Source organism: Pseudomonas sp. R1-15, assembly GCF_051132085.1.
Lineage (GTDB): Bacteria > Pseudomonadota > Gammaproteobacteria > Pseudomonadales > Pseudomonadaceae > Aquipseudomonas.
Genome location: NZ_CP071660.1, coordinates 174,164 through 192,786, shown reverse-complemented (window position 1 = coordinate 192,786; position 18,623 = coordinate 174,164). Strand labels below are relative to the sequence as shown.

17 protein-coding genes are annotated in these 18,623 nt (G+C 60.8%); 4 read left to right on the top strand and 13 right to left on the bottom strand.

The window, feature by feature from the left end; all coding sequences use genetic code 11:
* Positions 1 to 88 precede the first annotated feature (88 nt).
* A complete protein-coding gene (locus tag J3P97_RS00860) occupies positions 89 to 1,162 on the bottom strand; it encodes a fatty acid desaturase (protein WP_434673257.1) in 1,074 nt (357 codons plus the stop codon).
* A gap of 99 nt (positions 1,163 to 1,261) precedes the next feature.
* Here J3P97_RS00860 and J3P97_RS00855 point away from each other — a divergent pair, with 99 nt between their 5' ends.
* Entirely contained in the window at positions 1,262 to 2,266 is a 1,005-nt protein-coding gene (locus J3P97_RS00855) for an AraC family transcriptional regulator (RefSeq protein ID WP_434673256.1), read from the top strand.
* Positions 2,267 to 2,373: 107 nt separating this feature from the next.
* On the opposite strand, the gene J3P97_RS00850 is transcribed toward J3P97_RS00855, so the two are convergent.
* The 3 genes from J3P97_RS00850 to J3P97_RS00840 all read right to left on the bottom strand — a co-directional run bounded on the left by J3P97_RS00850 (position 2,374) and on the right by J3P97_RS00840 (position 4,653).
* The gene (locus J3P97_RS00850; protein WP_434673255.1) at positions 2,374 to 3,612 is read right to left on the bottom strand and encodes a type II toxin-antitoxin system HipA family toxin; all 1,239 of its coding nucleotides are present in this window, start codon (positions 3,610 to 3,612) and stop codon (positions 2,374 to 2,376) included.
* A complete protein-coding gene (locus J3P97_RS00845; protein ID WP_434570476.1) occupies positions 3,605 to 3,853 on the bottom strand; it encodes a helix-turn-helix domain-containing protein in 249 nt (82 codons plus the stop codon). The genes J3P97_RS00850 and J3P97_RS00845 overlap by 8 nt, the downstream gene beginning before the upstream one ends.
* 113 nt (positions 3,854 to 3,966) lie before the next feature.
* Positions 3,967 to 4,653 (bottom strand): Crp/Fnr family transcriptional regulator, encoded by a 687-nt coding sequence (locus J3P97_RS00840; protein WP_434602453.1) that lies wholly within the window; start codon positions 4,651 to 4,653, stop codon positions 3,967 to 3,969.
* 87 nt (positions 4,654 to 4,740) lie between these two features.
* Between J3P97_RS00840 and J3P97_RS00835 the strand changes: the two genes are divergently transcribed.
* Positions 4,741 to 5,265 (top strand): DUF962 domain-containing protein, encoded by a 525-nt coding sequence (locus tag J3P97_RS00835; RefSeq protein ID WP_434673254.1) that lies wholly within the window; start codon positions 4,741 to 4,743, stop codon positions 5,263 to 5,265.
* A gap of 87 nt (positions 5,266 to 5,352) precedes the next feature.
* Here J3P97_RS00835 and J3P97_RS00830 read toward each other — a convergent pair whose 3' ends face one another.
* From J3P97_RS00830 to dibA, 6 genes are all read right to left on the bottom strand, one after another.
* The gene (locus J3P97_RS00830; protein ID WP_109756559.1) at positions 5,353 to 6,342 is read right to left on the bottom strand and encodes a sulfate/molybdate ABC transporter ATP-binding protein; all 990 of its coding nucleotides are present in this window, start codon (positions 6,340 to 6,342) and stop codon (positions 5,353 to 5,355) included.
* A 3-nt stretch (positions 6,343 to 6,345) separates the two neighbouring features.
* Positions 6,346 to 7,215, bottom strand: coding sequence for a sulfate ABC transporter permease subunit CysW (gene cysW, locus J3P97_RS00825; RefSeq protein ID WP_434602451.1), 870 nt, complete (start codon positions 7,213 to 7,215; stop codon positions 6,346 to 6,348).
* Between the two features lie 13 nt (positions 7,216 to 7,228).
* On the bottom strand, positions 7,229 to 8,047 hold the full coding sequence (cysT, locus tag J3P97_RS00820; protein ID WP_013692011.1) for a sulfate ABC transporter permease subunit CysT: 819 nt from the start codon (positions 8,045 to 8,047) through the stop codon (positions 7,229 to 7,231).
* Positions 8,048 to 8,234: 187 nt separating this feature from the next.
* Complete coding sequence (locus J3P97_RS00815; protein WP_434602450.1) at positions 8,235 to 9,248, bottom strand: sulfate ABC transporter substrate-binding protein; 1,014 nt, start codon at positions 9,246 to 9,248, stop codon at positions 8,235 to 8,237.
* Positions 9,249 to 9,374: 126 nt separating this feature from the next.
* Complete coding sequence (oscA, locus tag J3P97_RS00810; protein ID WP_003186967.1) at positions 9,375 to 9,557, bottom strand: sulfur starvation response protein OscA; 183 nt, start codon at positions 9,555 to 9,557, stop codon at positions 9,375 to 9,377.
* Positions 9,558 to 9,690: 133 nt separating this feature from the next.
* Positions 9,691 to 11,598: a phosphodiesterase DibA gene (gene dibA / locus J3P97_RS00805; RefSeq protein ID WP_434673253.1), complete on the bottom strand. Its 1,908-nt coding sequence runs from the start codon at positions 11,596 to 11,598 to the stop codon at positions 9,691 to 9,693.
* A 145-nt stretch (positions 11,599 to 11,743) separates the two neighbouring features.
* On the opposite strand from dibA, the gene desA reads away from it, so the two are divergent.
* Together desA and J3P97_RS00795 are read left to right on the top strand one after the other, a co-directional pair.
* Entirely contained in the window at positions 11,744 to 12,928 is a 1,185-nt protein-coding gene (gene desA / locus J3P97_RS00800) for a delta-9 fatty acid desaturase DesA (RefSeq protein WP_305497624.1), read from the top strand.
* 299 nt (positions 12,929 to 13,227) lie between these two features.
* The gene (locus J3P97_RS00795) at positions 13,228 to 14,217 is read left to right on the top strand and encodes a GGDEF domain-containing protein (protein ID WP_434570491.1); all 990 of its coding nucleotides are present in this window, start codon (positions 13,228 to 13,230) and stop codon (positions 14,215 to 14,217) included.
* Between the two features lie 125 nt (positions 14,218 to 14,342).
* On the opposite strand, the gene J3P97_RS00790 is transcribed toward J3P97_RS00795, so the two are convergent.
* The 3 genes from J3P97_RS00790 to gabD all read right to left on the bottom strand — a co-directional run bounded on the left by J3P97_RS00790 (position 14,343) and on the right by gabD (position 18,618).
* Positions 14,343 to 15,557, bottom strand: coding sequence for an HDOD domain-containing protein (locus J3P97_RS00790; RefSeq protein ID WP_434602448.1), 1,215 nt, complete (start codon positions 15,555 to 15,557; stop codon positions 14,343 to 14,345).
* 165 nt (positions 15,558 to 15,722) lie between these two features.
* Positions 15,723 to 17,000 carry a 4-aminobutyrate--2-oxoglutarate transaminase gene (gabT, locus tag J3P97_RS00785; protein WP_434673252.1) on the bottom strand — a complete coding sequence of 426 codons (1,278 nt, stop codon included), beginning with the start codon at positions 16,998 to 17,000 and terminating at the stop codon, positions 15,723 to 15,725.
* A 175-nt stretch (positions 17,001 to 17,175) separates the two neighbouring features.
* Positions 17,176 to 18,618: an NADP-dependent succinate-semialdehyde dehydrogenase gene (gabD, locus tag J3P97_RS00780; RefSeq protein WP_434570497.1), complete on the bottom strand. Its 1,443-nt coding sequence runs from the start codon at positions 18,616 to 18,618 to the stop codon at positions 17,176 to 17,178.
* Positions 18,619 to 18,623: the final 5 nt, after the last annotated feature.

Here is an 18,623-nt window from a genome sequence, read left to right as displayed (position 1 = left end):
CTCCAGTGCGTAGCGACCGCAAGATCCTGGGGCTGCTGCGCAGCCCAGCGGGAGCAAGCTCCCTCGCCACAAAGGCATGTTCTTGTTCCTAAGCCTGGATCGCCTTCGCTTCTTCCCTAGCTACCCCTTCCTCGGCTGCAAACCGATTCGCCCGCCCAAACGTGCCGAAATCATTGAAGCGTACGCCCATCTCCCGCATCACCTTGTGCGCCACCGGCACCGTCATCTGGCGAATGTAGAACGGCTCCTTCACCACGAAATGATGGATGCCGTGGCTGCTGCCGAAATTGAAGCAGAACGCCTGCAACGGCCACAGCCACCAAGGGTTCAACACCTGGGTCTGCTGGATGACGTTGCCTGGCTCGATGTCGCCGTAGTAATGCATGTTCGAGCTGATGAAGTGCAGGCAAAAGGTGCGCAGCACATTCGGGCCGATGATCACCACCGCCGCGATGTCGATGACGTGCAGGGTCGCCAGAGTGCTGGTCGACCAGTCGATCGAAGTGCCGAGCAGCCCGGCAACCGCGTTGGCGCCATGGAAACCGAGGAACACGTACCACGCGCCCCAATGCAACAGCGCCAACGGGAAATACACCTTCAGCGTGCGCCTGAGGATGCTGCGCTTGTGCGCCCAGGTCCTGGCTCGCAGCAGGCGAATGAACGCCGACATCACGTTGTCGCCAACCATCAGCAAGCGCGCCAATCCCCACGGCTCGCCGTTGGTGATCGCGCGCTCCTCCAGGTCCGCCTCGCTGCCGGAAACCTTGTGATGATTGAGGTGCAGGTGGCGGCGAATCCACGGATTGATGGTGCTCGGCCGCGCCAGCCAGACCAGGCCCATCATCAGGTTGTGCGGCACGCGCTGCTTGCGAAAATACATGCTGTGGATCAGGTCGTGTTCCAGCTCGTGGGTCAGGGACGCAAAAAAGGCGTTGAGCAGCAGGCACGCCCAGCCGGCCAGATAGCCGTTGATGTAGAGCAGCGCCGAGCCGGTCATCCCCGCCAGGGCGAACGCCAGGATGCCCGCGCCCAGCGCATCCTGATGCCGCAGGATCGGATAGCGCTCGCGCAATTCTTCGCCCCGGGCCAGGACCACCTGGCGAATATGGGCGGCGCGCTGCTGTGCATTCAATCGCTCGGGGCTTGCGCAAGTGCCGTGCATGGCTTAATCCTCTGTTATCGATGAGCTAATCCTGCCGGGCCTTGCCTCACGGGGTGATAGCCGCAGACGCCAACCTGTTGACCGCAAGCGCCAATTGCCATGACGGAACCAACCTCCCTCGCCAGCTGGACCCGCGCCCTGCGCAAACAGCTCGATGCACTGGGCCTGGACAGCCATGCCTTGTGCCTGGAGGCGGGCCTGGACCCACAATGGATGGACGACCCGAACGCCCGTTATCCGCTCTCGGCCACCACGCGCCTGTGGGCGCTCGCGGTGCAGGCCAGCGGTGATCCGGCGATCGGCCTGCGGGTGTCGCGCTTTGTCAGCCCCACCACCTTTCATGCGCTGGGTTATGCCCTGGTAGCCAGCGGCAGCCTGCGGGAAGTGTTCGAGCGGATCGTGCGCTATCACCCGGTGGTCAGCGATGCGCTGACCCTGCAACTGAGCCGTGGCGAGGATCGCTACCGCTTCAGTCTCGACGTACCGGCGGGACGTCCGGCGCCGGCCCTGGAAGCCATCGACGCGTTCGCCGCGATTTACGTGCGCACCTGTCGTAACCGCCTCGGCCGCGATTACGCCCCGCTGGCGGTTTATCTGCGGCGACCGGAGCCGGCAGACCCCGCCCCTTGGCACAAAGTGTTCCGTTCACCGGTGCACTTCGATGCCGGACACGATTGCCTGGAGTTCAGCCTCGCCGATTTCGACAGTCACCTGGACGACGCCAACCCGGAACTGGCCGAACACAACGAAACCGTGCTCAAGCGCACCCTCGCCCAGCTCCAGCCGTTGACCTGGGAGCGCAAGGTCCGCGCCGCCATCGAAGCACAACTGCCCGACGGCGAACCCAGCGCCGAACGCATCGCCCAGACCATGCACCTGAGTCTGCGCAGTCTGCAGCGGCATCTGGCCGACGAAGGCTGCCGCTTCGACGCGCTGCTCAATGAATGTCGGGAAAACCTGGCGTTGCTACACCTGCGCGATCCGCAATGCTCATTGAGCGAGGTCAGTTATCTGCTGGGCTTTGCTGATACCAGCAGCTTCAGCCGCGCCTTCAAGCGCTGGACCGGGATGACGCCGGGGCAGTTTCGGGATGGCTTGCGTTAGGGATCTACCGTACCTGGGCCGGCCTCATCGCGAGCAAGCTCGCTCCCACATATGATCTGCGGTGCCCGTGGAACCTGTGGGAGCGCGCCTGCTCGCGATGGCCCAGGTCAGCCGTTGTCAGGTTTGAGGCTGCGTGCAAGCCCAGCCTTCCACGCCTCGCCCATCGCCTCGCCAGTTGCTCTGAACGTTTGGTTAGCGTCCATGTAGCGACGCATCTCGGCCAACGCAAGGTCCATCCCATGAATAACCTGCTCCAACAAATCCTTGCAGCGCCTCTCCGTCAGATTGCAGGCCGAGCGGCCAAACCCCATCAGCATTTTATATTTCGGCCAGGCTTTGGAACCGCCTAACAAGAGCGCCATGTTGTCGTTACGAATATAAACCGCTGTGCTGACGAGGTCGTAGGCGGGTGAGAGCCGGATAGATGCATCCGCGCCACAGTGGTTATAAAGCACCCCGAAATTTTTCAGGTGCGCATCACCATTCTTCAATCCGGCCGAGAGGGCCACGATTTTAAACAAGGACTCCAGCGCCTGATTGAGCATATGAGGCGAAACAAACGCCTTGATCTGCCGGGCCGCGCCTTCATACGAACCGTCATACTTGGCTTTCGATGGCGAGCCGTTGAGCACACAAAAATCCTCAAAGCCCAGATATTCGCCAGTGCGTGGCAGATCAAAACGCTTGACGATCAAAAATTTTCCGCGCTCGCTCAACTCGAATTCCGGCACTTCAAGCCCCGCATGCAACGCGGCCCGCATGCAAAAGAATTCATTGGCGGCCAACTCGGGGAACTCGTCCGAGCGAAACGCCTTGACCAGATGTGTAGCACCCCGGTGAGTCAAGCGATCAACAGCGGATGCGCTGTCGCGTACCAACACTTTGGGTTGTACTCCAGAAACACCCGAATATCGCCCGTAGGTGTCCAGCAAATCCTCGAACAGCCCCTCGGCCCCGTCATGCACCAACAAGTCCGCCAAACTGGTTTCGGGCGGCCCGGCCTCGGTATGCAAACGACCAATACCCACCCGGCCCAGCTGATGAGGTCCCACGATGGCAAGCATGGCGAAGTCGTCAAAACCCCGCACCGCTTTGCTGAAACGGCGCACCAGCTCTTCACGCAAGGCGCCTTCCGGCAGGTTCATTTCAAAGATCGGTGGTACGCCGGGCTCCCAGCTATAGCTTTCAAGACGCGCTGGCATGGTCAGCGAAACCGAATGCTCCTCATCCGCGTCAGGTGCATAAGTGAACACTGAATCGCTGCGCTGTTGGCCTCGCCCGAGGACGCCGATAGCCGCTTCGCTGACGGTGACTTGCAACCTGTCCAGACCTTGTTCATCAGTCATGGAAAGAGTCCTTTTTCAGTGTGTCGAGCGTCGGGCGCTTCGCCGGACGGGCAATCGCTGTCAACTGATAGCCGAAACCATTGAGAATAGCTTCGACCTTACGAATGCCGACTTCAGCAATAGTATTGTTTTCAATCCCCGAAATCGTCGCGCGGCTCATGCCGTACTGCGCAGCCAATGCCTGCTGGGAAAGACGGTGTTCCTTGCGCAATCGCCTGATCAACGCACCGAGGGTTTCCATACGCCAACTCCGCATCGTATACAGTGCAAAATTAATAAGACTAACAAAATGCACTATATTTAATTCAATTTAGCCGAGTGTAGCGCAATCACGATCCGTAGAAGTGGTCGGCTTCAGGTAGAAGCCAGCCGCCGCAACCCCTCGATATCGAGGATTTCGATCTCGCCATAACCAAGCTGAAGAATGCCCTGCCCCTGCAGATCCTTGAGAATCTGGTTGGTGGTTTGGCGCGACAGGGAAAGCATCAATGCCAGTTGGTCCTGGGGCAGTTGCAGAACCCGGCGGGCCGGTTCGATTTCACCGTAGCCTTCGGCAATCATCAGCAAGCGATGGACCACGCGGGCCGGAGCAGGCATCAGGCTCAGGTGTTCGAGGTTGACGAAGGTCAGGCGCAACTTGTGGCTCATCAACAAGGCCAGCTGCCGCCAATAACCCGGTTGTTCTTCGAGAAAAGCCAACAGCCCGGCCTGAGGTACATGCAACAACGTGCATTGCCCGACCCCCTGTGCGTCATGGGTACGTGGCTGGCCATCGAACAGGCTGATTTCGCCGAACCAATAGGGTGGCTCCACGACGCTCAGCAGCGCTTCCTTGCCCTGCTCACTGACGGCGCCGATCCGCACCGCCCCTTCGAGCACCGCGTACACGCCACACGGCGGATCGCCGCGCTTGAACAACCGCTGACCGGGCGACAGGCGACGCAGCCGCGACATCTCCAGCAGACTATTCTGTAACTCGGCGGGCAGATGGCTGTACCAGTGGCCGGTCATCAAGTGCGCGTGCCAGGGATGAGTATTCATGGAAACTCCGGGACAAGTGTCGGCTAGCTGACAGAGCGCCTGGTGGAACCTGGGCATCATGCGGGCATCACCTCAGGAGGAACAACAATGAAAAGCCTCGTCGATCATCTCAGTCAATACGCGGCCTATCACCGCGATCCACGCAACATCGCCAGCCACTTCATCGGTATTCCGCTGATTTTCGTTGCCGTCGCCGTGCTGTTGTCACGGCCGGGATGGCCGGTTGGCGCGATTTTGATTTCGCCCGCGCTGCTGGTTGCAGTGGCCAGTGCCTGGTTCTACCTGCGCCTGGAATTGCGCCTGGGTGTGCTGATGACCGTGCTGCTGGGGCTTGCCGTCTGGCTGGGCCAGGTGCTCGCCGCGCAAAACACCGCGATTTGGCTGGCCGGCGGCCTGGGCATGTTTGTGGTGGGCTGGGTGATCCAGTTCGTCGGCCATTATTACGAAGGGCGCAAACCGGCGTTCGTCGATGATCTGACCGGGTTGATTGTCGGGCCGTTGTTCGTCGTGGTCGAGGCGGGATTCCTGCTGGGCATGCGCCATGACCTCAAACAACAGATCGAGGCGCAGGCCGGGCCGGTAAGGGTCAATCAGAAGCGGGCCGCAGCCTGAGGCCGCCTTCGCGAGCAGGCTCGCTCCCACATTGGATTGGCGTCGTACACAAATCCCTTGTGGGAGCGAGCCCTGCTCGCGAAGCTTTTAAAGGTTTGAAACCTTCTGCCAGACCTTCGGCTTGAAGAACAGCGTCTCGCCCTTCGCCAACCCAACCAGGCTGTCATGGTCCTTCACCACTTCGGCCTCGATCAGTTCGCTCTGGCCTTCGACCTTCAACGTCACCCGCGTGGTCGCGCCAAGCGGACGAATGTCGCGCACTTCGGCGGCGTGGTGGTCTTCCAGTTCCGAGCGCGACAGCGACACTTCATGCGGACGGAACAGCACATGCCGGTCCTCCCCGAGATGCAGACGGTTCGAGTCGCCCAGGAAGTGATAGACAAAATCGCTGGCCGGGTTCTCGTACACATCGCCCGGTGAGCCGATCTGCTCGATAACGCCCTTGTTCATCACCACGATCCGGTCGGCGACTTCCATGGCCTCTTCCTGGTCGTGGGTCACGAATACCGAGGTCAGGTTGATGTCCTCGTGCAGCCGCGCCAGCCAGCGGCGCAATTCCTTGCGGACCTTGGCGTCGAGGGCGCCGAACGGTTCGTCCAGCAGCAACACCTTGGGTTCTACCGCCAAGGCGCGGGCCAGGGCGATACGCTGGCGCTGGCCGCCGGACAACTGCTCCGGATAACGGTCGGCGAGCCAGTCGAGCTGCACCATGTTCAGTAGCTCATGGACCTTGGTCGCGATCTGGCTTTCGTTCGGGCGCTGGTTCTTGGGCTTCATGCGCAAGCCGAAAGCGACGTTGTCGAACACCGTCATGTGGCGGAACAGGGCGTAGTGCTGGAACACAAAACCGACGTTGCGATCACGCACGTCGTGGCCGGATACGTCTTCACCGTGGAACACGATGTTGCCCTGGTCCGGCGTCTCGAGGCCGGCAATGATCCGCAGCAGGGTCGTCTTGCCACAGCCCGACGGGCCGAGCAGCGCCACTAGCTCGCCGCTCTGGATGTCCAGGCTGATATCGTCGAGGGCCTTGAAGGCGTTGAAATTCTTGCTGACGTTACGGACTTCGATCGACATGACTTATTCCTCCGCGGCGCTGGCGCGCAGGCGGTTGATTCGGTTTTCGCTCCACTGCTTGAGCAGCAGGATGAAGAGCGCCAGGATCAGCAACAGGCTCGCCACGGCGAACGCGGCCACATGGTTGTATTCGTTGTAGAGGATCTCGACGTGCAGCGGCAGGGTGTTGGTGACCCCGCGAATGTGCCCGGATACCACCGACACCGCGCCGAATTCGCCCATGGCCCGGGCGGTACACAGCACCACGCCATAGATCAGACCCCACTTGATGTTCGGCACAGTCACATGCCAGAACATCTGCCAGCCGTTGGCGCCCAGCAGGCGCGCGGCTTCTTCTTCCTGGGTGCCCTGCTCCTGCATCAGCGGGATCAGTTCACGGGCCACGAACGGCACGGTGACGAAGATCGTCGCCAGGACGATGCCCGGCAGCGCGAATACGATCTGGATGTCGTGATCCGACAGCCATGGCCCGAACAGGCCCTGGGCACCAAACATCAACACGTAGACCAGGCCAGCGATTACCGGCGACACCGAGAACGGCAAGTCGATCAGCGTCACCAGCATGCTTTTGCCACGGAACGAATACTTGCTCACACACCATGCGGCGCTGACGCCGAACACCAGGTTCAACGGTACCGAAATCAGTACCGCAATCACCGTGAGCTTGAGCGCCGACAACGCATCGGGCTCGAAGATCGCCGCGAAGAAAGTACCCAGGCCCGACTTCAGGCCTTGGGACACCACGATGAACAGCGGCAACAGCAGAAACAGTGCAAAAACCAGCCAGCCGAGACCGATCAGGATGCGCCGCGAAACCGCGCTGCCGCGGCGGGCAGCGTTGGTGGAGGCGGCGGAAATAGACGATTGGGACATGGTTCGCGCCTCCTTATGGGGTTTCGATGCGCCGCTGCAACAAGTTGATCAGCAGCAGCAGGACGAAGGAAACCACCAGCATCAGCACGCCGATGGAGGTGGCGCCGGTGTAGTCGTATTGGTCGAGCTTGACCATGATCAGCAGCGGCAGGATCTCGGTTTTCATCGGCATGTTGCCGGCGATGAAAATCACCGAACCGTACTCGCCCACGCCCCGGGCAAACGCCAGGGCGAAGCCGGTCAACCAGGCCGGCAACAATGCCGGAACGAGGATATGGCGGAACACCTGCCATGGCTTGGCACCGAGGCACGCGGCGGCTTCTTCGACTTCACGGGGAATGTCGGCGAGCACCGGCTGCACCGTGCGCACCACGAACGGCAGCGTCACAAAGGTCAGCGCGAGGGTGATGCCCAGCGGGGTGTAGGCAATCTTGAAACCCAGGTCGGTGGCGAACTGGCCGACCAGACCGGTCGGCGCGTACAACGCGGTCAGGGCGATACCGGCCACGGCGGTGGGCAAGGCGAACGGCAAATCGATCATCGCGTCGATGATCTTGCGCCCCGGGAAGGTGTAGCGCACCAGCACCCAGGCCAGCAACGTGCCAATCACGCCATTGATGATCGCAGCGTACAGCGCGGTGCCGAAACTGAGCTTCAAGGCTGCCAGCACCCGCGGCGCCGAAATGATCGCCCAGAACTGTTCCCAGGTGAGTTGGGCGGCATGTACGAACATCGCCGCCAGGGGTATGAGCACAATCAGACTGAGGTACACCAGGGTGTAGCCCAGCGTCAGCCCGAAGCCGGGTATGACGGGGGATATGCGACGCGACATAAAGGTCCTTGGTTAAAACTGGCCCGACGGTAAATCGGGACCCGTTAGCAAAGCCAGCCTGTTAGCGGGCGCAGCCTGTGGGAGCGAGCCTGCTCGCGAAAGCGGTGTCTCAGGCAACATGAATATTGACTGTGCAACCGCCTTCGCGAGCAGGCTCGCTCCCACATGAATTGCGCTCTACTGCAGCTTACTGCGCCTGATAGATCTGGTCGAACACACCGCCATCGTTGAAGAATTTAGGCTGTGCCGTTTTCCAGCCGCCGAAGTCCTTGTCGATAGTCACCAGCTCAAGTTTCGGGAACTGCCGGGCGTATTTGGCGGCCACGTCCTTGTCACGCGGACGATAGAAGTTTTTCGCTGCGATTTCCTGGCCGGCCGGGCTGTATAGGTGCTTGAGGTACGCTTCGGCGATCTCGGCATTACCTTTTTTCTCGGCGTTCTTGTCCACCACCGCCACCGGCGGTTCGGCGAGGATCGACAGCGACGGCACGACGATGTCGAACTTGTCCGCGCCACCGTCCTCTTTCAGCGCCAGGAACGCTTCGTTTTCCCAGGCCAGCAACACGTCTCCCTGACCGTTGTTGACGAACGTGATGGTCGAGCCACGGGCACCGGTGTCGAGGATCGGCACGTGCTTGAACAGCGCCTGCACGTATTCCTTGGCCTTGGCTTCGTCGCCACCGTTGGCTTTCAGGCCGTAGGCCCAGGCGGCGAGGAAATTCCAGCGGGCACCGCCGGAGGTCTTCGGGTTTGGCGTGATGACCGAGACGTCATCCTTGATCAGGTCGCCCCAGTCCTTGATGCCCTTCGGATTGCCCTTGCGCACCAGGAACACAATGGTCGAGGTGTAAGGCGTGCTGGCATCCGGCAGGCGTTTTTGCCAGTCCGCTGGCAGCGACTTGCCCAATTTGGCGATTTCGTCGATGTCGCCGGCCAGGGCCAGGGTCACGACGTCGGCACGCAGGCCGTCAATTACTGCTCGGCCTTGCTTGCCTGAACCACCATGGGACTGCTGGATTTTCACGGTGTCGTCCGGATGGGCTTTTTTCCAGAAGCTGGCGAATTCGGCGTTGTAGTCCTGATACAGCTCGCGGGTCGGGTCGTAGGACACGTTGAGCAACTCGTAGTCCTTGGCAACCGCGGAACCTGCAAAAACAGCGCTGGCCAGGGCGGCCAAGGCATAACGGCGAATCGACGACATGGTGAAAGCTCCTGGAATTCTGGTTTTTATGGCTTCTGGAAATCGTTTGTCCGGTAACCGGAATCGCAGCCTGCGGCAGCTCCTGCATCAAGCCCCCCGGCAGGGGCTGGCGCAGGCTGTGATCCTTCAGCTCGGTTTATGACTCGGTTGTTGCAAGCGGAATTTTTCCTTGCGCTCGATCTGGACCACCTGGGCGTTGTGCACGGTAATCTCCACCGCGCCAAAGCGCAGGTCACGCAATGCACTCTGGATCTCGCGCAAGATGGTTGCTTCGTCCTGGCCGTCAACGCTACGTAGGGATGCGCTCATGCTGCTGCTCCTTGGAATGAATGCCTGGCAGTGGGCGGCACTGCTTGCGGCGTGGGAGCAATATTAGATAAGTGCAGATATTCTTAAAAAGACTATTTAAGAATTTTTATATAACCAAATCGCAATTCCGCTTTCAGCCAATCACCGGTGCACGATTCCAATCCAACTGTTGCGCCACAACCGGTCGACCAAACCAGTAGCCCTGCCCGAGCTCACACGCCTGTTCAAGCAGAAATGCCGCTTGCTCTCGCTGCTCGATACCTTCTGCGTGCACCTGCATGCCCATGCTGCGGGCCAGGGCGATGATTACCCGGACGATCGCCGCGTCGTCTTCATCCCAGGGCAGCCCGGCGACAAAACCCTGGTCGATCTTGAGTTTCTGCACCGGTAGACGTTTGAGCCGCAGCAGCGACGAATAACCTGTGCCGAAATCATCAATGGCCAACCGCACGCCCAACTCCCGCAGACGGTGCATTTGTTCCAGCGCCACCTCCGGATCATCCATGACCGCACTTTCGGTCACCTCAAGCTCCAGGAAGGCCGGATCGAGGCCCGTGTCGTGAAGTACGCGGGCGACCTGCTCATACAATTCGCGGCGAGCAAACAAACGGCTGGAGACGTTGACCGCAACGAATGACAAAACCACACCGGCCTGTCGCCAAAGACACATTTGCCGACAAGCCTGGTCCATGACCCAGGCATCGATCTGAGCGATCAACCCCGTGCGCTCGGCGATGGGAATGAACTCCGCCGGCGAAACCAGACCACGCACGGGATGTTCCCAGCGCACCAGCGCCTCGACGCCGATCAACCGGCTGGTGGCCAGGTCGTGCACCGGTTGGTAATGCACCCGTAGCTCCTGCTGCTGGAGCGCGCGACGCAGTTCGAAGGCGATCTCGACCCTTTGCTGGGCATGGGCAGTGAGTTCCTCGGTATATAACGCGTAGCCGTCACGTCCGCTGTTCTTGGCCTTGAACAGTGCCGAGTCGGCGTTGCGCAGCAGTTGCCCGGCGCTGAGGGCGTCACCGGGAAACAGGCTGATGCCGATGCTGGCGTTGATAAACAGCGATTGCTCGCCGAGCTGCAACGGTGCTTTCAAGGCATCGAGGATACGCCGGGCCAAAGCCGCGGCCTGACCCGGCTGCGAGCAGTTTTCCACCAGCACCGCGAATTCGTCACCGCCTAGCCGCGCCAGGGTGATACCGGGCGCAAACAGCCCGAGGAAGCGTTCGGCAACGCCTTTGAGCAGCTCGTCACCGACGTTGTGCCCGAGGCTGTCGTTGATGTTCTTGAAATGATCCAGGTCCAGCAGCAGCAACGCGCACCCACGCTTGTGCAGTTGCGCCGAAGCCACCGCCTGCTCGGCGCGATCGGAAAACAGCAGGCGATTGGGCAGGCCAGTCAGCGGATCATGATGGGCCAGGTGCGCCAGCTCATGCTCCGAGTCCTTGATCGCACTGATATCGGAAAACACCGCGACGTATTGGCTGACTTCGCCGGAGTCATCGACGACGGCGCGGATAGTCTGCCATTGCGGGTAGATTTCACCGCTCTTGCGGCGGTTCCAGATTTCGCCACTCCATTCGCCGCGGCTGGACAGCGCCGCAAACATATCTCGATAGAAAGCCGGGCCATGCCGGCCGGACTTGAACAGATTCGGTTGCTGGCCCAACACTTCGTCGCGGGCATAGCCGGTGATTGCCATGAATGCCCGGTTCACATGCACGATCAAACCATGGCGGTCCGTGACCAGGACGCCTTCGCGGGTGCAGTCGAACACCGCGGCCGCCTGGCGTAACCGTTCACGGTCGACATTACCTTCGGCTTGCTCGAAAAAGCGTGCTATCCGCACCCGTGCGATGAAAATCAATCCGGCACTGACGAGTACCCAGGCATAACCGTTGATCAGTTGCCAACGCAGCCGATCGGCCGAATGATCGAAGAAACTGCTCAATAAATAACCAACCAGCTGCAGCCAGGCGACTGACAGCACCAGATAAAGCAGTGCCCCACGCATGGCAGCGCGGTGATAGACGGTCATGCGGTCATCCATGTCCCTGTAATGTGAGGGGATTATAGAGGAAGAAACATTCTGCCACTCTTATCTGAAAGGCCGACTGGTTTTATCGCCGGGGCCAGGGATAATGCAACGGCAGTTTTCATCTTTATCGAGGGCCCTACAGCCTATGTGGTACGAAGGTTTTCTTGGCTTGTCGGCCTGGTCGCTGGTGGCAGTCACCCTGCTGATGACTCACGTGACGATCATCAGCGTCACGGTCTACCTGCACCGGTATTCGGCTCACCGTTCCCTGGAACTCAACGCCGGTCTCAAACATTTCTTCCGCTTCTGGCTGTGGCTGACCACGGCGCAGAATACCCGCGAGTGGACCGCCATCCACCGCAAGCACCACGCCAAATGCGAAACCGAGGACGATCCCCACAGCCCGGTGATCAAAGGCCTGTCTACGGTGCTGCGCAAGGGCGCCGAGCTGTACCGCGCCGAAGCGGAAAATCCGGAAACCTTGCGCATCTACGGCAAGAACTGCCCCGAGGATTGGATCGAACGCAACCTGTACAGCCGCTTCCCCCTACTGGGCGTGGCGATCATGGGCGTCATCGACCTGCTGCTGTTCGGCACCATTGGCATCACTATCTGGGCCATCCAGATGATGTGGATCCCGGTCTGGGCCGCTGGCGTGGTCAATGGCCTCGGGCATGCCGTGGGCTACCGCAATTTCGAATGCCGTGACGCGGCCACCAACCTGGTGCCTTGGGGCATTCTCATTGGTGGCGAAGAACTGCACAACAACCACCACACCTATCCCAATTCGGCCAAGCTGTCGGTGCGCAAATGGGAATTCGACCTGGGCTGGGCCTGGATCAAGGTCTTCAGTTTCCTGCGCCTGGCCAAGGTCCAGCGGGTCGCGCCGATAGCCCACCGGGTCGAAGGCAAGGGCCACCTAGACATGGACACCGCCATGGCGATCCTCAACAACCGTTTCCAGATCATGGCCCAGTACCGCAGGCTGGTCATCGCGCCCCTGGTCAAGCAGGAGCTGGAAAAAGTCGATCACTCGGTCCGCCATCAGTTTCATCGGGCCAAACGCCTTTTGTCGCGTGAAACCAGCCTGCTGGACGAGCGCCATCATGTGCGCATCCAGAACATGCTGGAACACAGCCAGGCGCTGAAGGTGATCTACGAAAAGCGCCTGGCCTTGCAGCAGATCTGGGTCAAGACCAGCAGCAACGGCCACGACATGCTCGCGGCCATCAAGGAATGGGTCCACGAAGCCGAGGCCAGCGGCATCCAGTCACTGCGCGATTTTGCCGACCAGCTCAAGACTTATTCCTTGCGGCCGGCCACCGCCTGACCCCCTTGTGGCGAGGGAGCTTGCTCCCGCTGGGCCGCAAAGCGGCCCCAGAACCCGCCGAAACCGGACCATCAGGCCCACCGCTCCCGCCGGTTCGCGGCTGCTTCGCAGCCGAGCGGGAGCAAGCTCCCTCGCCACAAGTTCATCCCACATGTTCGAACGAAAGCTCCCGCCCTTCGTCGCCTGAAAAGGAACTTCGCCCACAATCCCCTATCTCAAGAGCACTTCGCCATCCTGGCGGGCTTTGGAGTGAGCGCGTGCAAATCCATAGCAATGCACGTTCCTTGAGATTTGTGCCGATGGTCGACAAGAACCTACAGGATTCATCCCAGCCACATTGGCCAGAAGCGGCCCAGACACTCATGGCGCTGATGCACGCCCAAGGGGAAGTGGCGCGTCTGAGCGAGCGGGAGCAGTTGTTCAGTTCGTTGCTGGTCAGCGTCAACGCGGTGCTCTGGGCATTCAATTGGGAAACCCGGCAAGTGCTGTATGTCAGCCCCGCCTACGAGCGGATTTTCGGCCGCCCGGCCGGCCTCGTGCTGGCTGACTACAACGAATGGCGTGACGCAATCTATCCGGATGATCTGGATTACGCCGAGCGCAGCCTGGCCGAAGTGTTGGTCAAAGGCGCCGTGGAAGATCGGGAATACCGCATCATCGCCGCCGACGGCCAGATCCGCTGGCTCAGCGACAAATGCTTTATCAACCGCCAGGCCGATCCGGGCCAACCGGTGATTGTGGTCGGCATCGCCGAAGACATCACCGAAAAGAAGCTGCTCGAAAGCGAACTGCAGCGACTGGCGACCACCGACGTGCTCACCCAGAGCAGCAACCGCCGTCATTTCTTCGAGTGCGCCCATCGGGAATTCGAGCAGGCAAGGCTGCAAGGCACACCGATGGCATTCCTGTTGCTGGACATCGATGACTTCAAACTGATCAACGACACTTACGGCCACCAGGAAGGCGATACGGTATTGCAAAAGATCGCCGAGAGCGGGCGGAGCGTGCTCAGGCGCGGTGACCTCTTCGGCCGGATTGGTGGTGAAGAGTTTGCCGCTGTTTTCCCCGGCTGTGCCCCGGACATGGCATTGCAGGTCGCCGAGCGCTTGCAGCGGGAAATCCAGCGCCTGGCGTTTCGCTGCGGGGAGCATAACTTCGGCATCACCGTCAGCCAGGGCCTGACCGGGATCAGCGCCGAAGACCAGACCCTCGACAACCTGTTCGCCCGTGCTGACGCGGCGATGTACGAGGCCAAGCGCCAGGGCAAGAACCGCATCATCGCGGCTTGAGTGTCTCACCCTCAATCAACTGTAGGAGCGAGCCTGCTCGCGAATACGGTATGTCAGTCAACTTATCCGTTACTGACACACTGCTTTCGCGAGCAGGCTCGCTCCCACAGGGGCCAGTGGTGAATTTACTGGCGGCGCAACCGCATCAACTCTGGCAGCCCGATCTTCAGCAAGCGCGCCGTGCGTCCCCGGGCCAGTTCTTCAAGCCCTTCGTGCGCGGGTAAATGCGCCATCTGCGCCGCCATGTTCATCACCAGCGCCTCGCGGGAATAAACCCCGCCACCGAGACCGTAGACCGCCGCGATCAATTCGCGCAGCTCCAGCGGCAAGCGCCAGCGGGTACGCAGCGCCGAGCCAAAACCGGCGCCGAACTGTTCGAGCGAATCGCCGATTTCCTCCGGCTCGTCCAGCTCGCCGCCGGCCTGCTTCCACTCTTCCATGCAGCGCAGCAGTGCCAGGTCGCCCAAGCGATGCAACAGGCCGGCGCAATAACAACGCTCCTGTTCCAGATCAAGCATGCGCGCCATCGTCCGGGCGTACTCGGCGGTGTGCAACGACAACTCCCAATAACGTTCGGCATAGTCCGCCAGCCAAGGCACGTTCAACCGGGCACAGCGCTTGAGGGTCAAGCCCAGGATCAGGTTCATGCTTTGCCCGGTGCCTAGCTGATGCAGCGCCTGGGCCACGGTCTGCACCGGACCGCCGCCCTGATGTTGCGCGGCGCTGTTGGCCGCGGCAATCAGCACGGCGGTGATCTGCGGGTCAGTACGGAGCTCTTCTTCCAGCAGTTTCAGATCCAGTCCACCAGGATTGAGGCTGCGTTTGATCGCGACCTGCACATCGGTCATCAACGGCGCGCCTTCGGCCATGTCTCGTCGACGCTCCAGGAACGTTGCCAATGTAAGGCCCGGTCCTGGAATTGGCGCGGCGTTGGATGTGTCCTCGCTATGGAGAAGTAACCCTTGCAGACGCTGGGTCAGGTTTTCCCGGTTCAAGGGCTTGGTCAGATAGGCCGTCGGCGCCAGGGGCAAGACCTCGCGCACGCTGGCGCTGTCGTTGCGCCGGCTCACCAGGATGAACGGCAACACGGGCGTGCGATGGTGTTGGCGCAAGCTGCGCAAGATGCTCAGGCCATCGACACCCGGCAGTTCCCAATCGGCGATCACCAGGTCGTAAGAATTATGCGCCAGCAATTCCAAGGCCTGCCGTCCCTCGCCACAAGTGTCTATCCGCGCATCGCAACGCACTCCGGACAGCACCTGCTCGAGCAGCTCCCTGGACGCCGGATCGGCCTCGGCAATCAACACACGCGGTACAGCGGGTAAATCCACAGCGGTCATGCCGCATCGCTCCCTTGCAATACATGCACCTTAGACAATAACGGCCATTCCAGACAGGTCGAAACCACCGTGGATCTGTAGCCGAATATGAAAAAACCCGCCGAAGCGGGTTTTTTGTGGATCAGCACAAAGCTCAGAGCTCGTAAGGATCAGAACTCGTAAATATCAAAGCTCGGAGAAACACTCTTCGATGATTGCCAGGCCTTTGTCCAGTTGCTCGTCCGGCGAAGTCAGCGGCACCAGCACGCGCAGGACGTTGCCATAGGTCCCGCAGGACAGCAGGATCAAGCCCTTGTCGCGCGCCTTGGCCACCACTTGCGCAACGGCGGCAGCGTTCGGCTTGTGGGTGTCGCCATCTTCGAACAACTCCACGGCGATCATGGCGCCCAGGGCACGGACTTCACCGATGACAGGGTACTTCTTCTGGATAGCCTTGAGGCCAGTCACCAGGCGCTCGCCCACGGCCTTGCAGCGATCCAGCAGGTGTTCTTCTTCGAACACGTCCATCACCGCCAGCGCAGCGGCGCAGGCAATCGGGCTGCCGGCGTAGGTGCCGCCGAGGCCGCCCGGTGCGATGGCATCCATGTATTCGGCCTTGCCGCACACACCGGCCAGCGGGAAACCGCCAGCAATGGATTTGGCAAAGGTGGTCAGGTCGGCGACGACGCCCATCTGCTCCATGGCGAAGAACGTACCGGTACGACCGGCGCCGGTCTGCACTTCGTCGGCAATCAGCAGGATGCCGTGCTGGTCGCACAAGGCGCGCAGGCGCTGCATGAAGGCTTTCGGCGCCACATAGAAGCCACCCTCGCCCTGGACCGGCTCGATGATGATGGCGGCGATGTCGCGTGGCTCGGCGTCGTTCTTGAAGATGCGTTCGATGCTGGCGATGGAGTCGTCGACGCTCACGCCATGCAGCTCGTTCGGGTACAGCGCGCGGAAAATGCCGCCAGGCATCAGGCCCATGCCGGCCGAGTAAGGCACGACCTTACCGGTCAGGCCCAGGGTCATCATGGTACGACCGTGGTAAGCGCCGGTGAAGGCGATCACACCGGCACGGCCGGTGGCGGCGCGGGCGATCTTCACGGCGTTTTCCACCGCTTCGGAACCGGTGGTCACCAGCAGGGTTTTCTTGGCGAAATCACCCGGGACCTTGGCGTTGATTTTTTCGCACAGCTCCACGTACGGCTCGTAGGCCAGGACCTGGAAGCAAGTGTGGGTCAGCTTGTTCAGCTGTTCGGTGACGGCGGCGATGATCTTCGGGTGCACGTGGCCGGTGTTCAGTACGGCGATACCACCGGCGAAGTCGATGAATTCACGACCTTCAACGTCGGTAACCGTGGCGTTCTTCGCCGATTCGGCAAAGATCGGGTGAATCTGGCCGACACCGCGGGGAACAGCGGCGGTACGGCGGGCCATCAGGTCTGCGTTGGTCTTGCTCATTAAAAATGTCCTCATTCGCCGCTCATCGGTCGGCGTGGCTCAAGGAATACATGGCGGGGAGGCAACTGCGACAGCATGCGATGATCGACTGCCGCAGCGTTCCGGCCACAAGAAACAGAACGGGGTGAAACGCGCAAAGGGACAGCGCTCTCGTGCCCTTTGCGCTTGTAGCAGATCAGATACCCAGGCAGAGGTATTTGATTTCCAGGTAGTCCTCGATGCCGTACTTGGAGCCCTCACGGCCCAGGCCCGAAGCCTTGATGCCGCCGAACGGCGCGACTTCGTTGGAGATCAAACCGGTGTTGACGCCGACCATGCCGTATTCCAGGGCTTCGGCCACACGGAACACACGGCCCAGGTCGCGGGCATAAAAGTACGAAGCCAGGCCGAACTCGGTGTCGTTGGACATCGCGATCACTTCGGCTTCGTCTTTGAAGCGGAACAGCGGCGCCAATGGGCCGAAGGTTTCTTCCTTCGCCACGGCGGCATTCTTCGGCACGTTGGTCAGAATGGTCGGCTCGAAGAAATTGCCTTCCATCGGCTTACCGCCCGACAGCACGGTTGCGCCTTTGCTGACCGCATCGGCGATATGTTCCTGTACCTTGGCAACGGCTTTTTCGTCGATCAACGGACCGGTAGTGATGCCGTCTTCCAGACCGTTGCCGATCTTGAGCTTGGCCACCGCTGCCTTGAGTTTCTCGGCGAAGGCGTCGTACACCGAATCCTGCACGTACAGGCGGTTGGCGCAGACGCAGGTCTGGCCGTTGTTGCGGTATTTGGAAATGATCGCGCCTTCGACGGCCTTATCCAGGTCCGCGTCGTCGAACACGATGAAGGGCGCGTTGCCGCCCAGTTCCAGGGAAACCTTCTTGATGTCCTTGGCGCATTCGGCCATCAACTGGCGACCGATCTCGGTCGAACCGGTGAAGGACAGCTTGCGCACGATCGGGTTGCTGGTCAGCTCGCCCCCGATGTCGCCGGCACTGCCGGTGACTACGCTCAACACGCCTTGCGGGATGCCGGCACGGTGCGCCAGCTCTACCAGGGCCAGGGCCGAGAACGGCGTCTGCGAAGCCGGCTTGATGACCATGGTGCAACCGGCGGCCAGGGCCGGGCCGGCCTTGCGGGTGATCATCGCGGCCGGGAAGTTCCACGGCGTGATGGCGGCAGTCACGCCAATCGGCTGCTTGATCACGATCAGGCGCTTGTCCGGCTGGTGGCCGGGAATCACATCACCGTAGATGCGCTTGGCTTCTTCGGCGAACCATTCGATAAAGGAGGCGGCATAGACGATCTCGCCCTTGGCTTCGGCCAGCGGCTTGCCCTGCTCCAGGGTCATCAGGCGACCAAGGTCGTCCTGGTTTTCGATTAGCAATTCATACCAGCGACGCAGCTTGTTGGCGCGTTCCTTGGCGGTCAACGCACGCCAGGCCGGCAGCGCCTTGTCGGCGGCTTCGATCGCGCGACGGGTTTCGGCAGCGCCCATCTTCGGCACTGTGCCCAATACTTCGCCCGTCGCCGGGTTGGTGACCTTGATCGTCTGACCATTGTCCGCATCGACCCAAGCGCCATCGATAAAGGCTTGCTGGCGGAACAACTGGGTGTCTTTAAGCTGCATGTCGG

Excerpts from the sequence above, each read along its gene's own strand:
- oscA (WP_003186967.1), bottom strand. The coding sequence starts at position 9,557 with ATGAGCGCATCCCTACGTAGCGTTGACGGCCAGGACGAAGCAACCATC.
- J3P97_RS00830 (WP_109756559.1), bottom strand. The coding sequence starts at position 6,342 with ATGTCGATCGAAGTCCGTAACGTCAGCAAGAATTTCAACGCCTTCAAG.
- cysT (WP_013692011.1), bottom strand. The coding sequence starts at position 8,047 with ATGTCGCGTCGCATATCCCCCGTCATACCCGGCTTCGGGCTGACGCTG.
- J3P97_RS00860 (WP_434673257.1), bottom strand. The coding sequence starts at position 1,162 with ATGCACGGCACTTGCGCAAGCCCCGAGCGATTGAATGCACAGCAGCGC.
- J3P97_RS00845 (WP_434570476.1), bottom strand. The coding sequence starts at position 3,853 with ATGGAAACCCTCGGTGCGTTGATCAGGCGATTGCGCAAGGAACACCGT.
- dibA (WP_434673253.1), bottom strand. The coding sequence starts at position 11,598 with ATGACCGTCTATCACCGCGCTGCCATGCGTGGGGCACTGCTTTATCTG.
- gabT (WP_434673252.1), bottom strand. The coding sequence starts at position 17,000 with ATGAGCAAGACCAACGCAGACCTGATGGCCCGCCGTACCGCCGCTGTT.
- cysW (WP_434602451.1), bottom strand. The coding sequence starts at position 7,215 with ATGTCCCAATCGTCTATTTCCGCCGCCTCCACCAACGCTGCCCGCCGC.
- J3P97_RS00795 (WP_434570491.1), top strand. The coding sequence starts at position 13,228 with ATGGTCGACAAGAACCTACAGGATTCATCCCAGCCACATTGGCCAGAA.
- J3P97_RS00850 (WP_434673255.1), bottom strand. The coding sequence starts at position 3,612 with ATGACTGATGAACAAGGTCTGGACAGGTTGCAAGTCACCGTCAGCGAA.
- J3P97_RS00855 (WP_434673256.1), top strand. The coding sequence starts at position 1,262 with ATGACGGAACCAACCTCCCTCGCCAGCTGGACCCGCGCCCTGCGCAAA.
- desA (WP_305497624.1), top strand. The coding sequence starts at position 11,744 with ATGTGGTACGAAGGTTTTCTTGGCTTGTCGGCCTGGTCGCTGGTGGCA.
- J3P97_RS00835 (WP_434673254.1), top strand. The coding sequence starts at position 4,741 with ATGAAAAGCCTCGTCGATCATCTCAGTCAATACGCGGCCTATCACCGC.
- gabD (WP_434570497.1), bottom strand. The coding sequence starts at position 18,618 with ATGCAGCTTAAAGACACCCAGTTGTTCCGCCAGCAAGCCTTTATCGAT.
- J3P97_RS00840 (WP_434602453.1), bottom strand. The coding sequence starts at position 4,653 with ATGAATACTCATCCCTGGCACGCGCACTTGATGACCGGCCACTGGTAC.
- J3P97_RS00815 (WP_434602450.1), bottom strand. The coding sequence starts at position 9,248 with ATGTCGTCGATTCGCCGTTATGCCTTGGCCGCCCTGGCCAGCGCTGTT.
- J3P97_RS00790 (WP_434602448.1), bottom strand. The coding sequence starts at position 15,557 with ATGACCGCTGTGGATTTACCCGCTGTACCGCGTGTGTTGATTGCCGAG.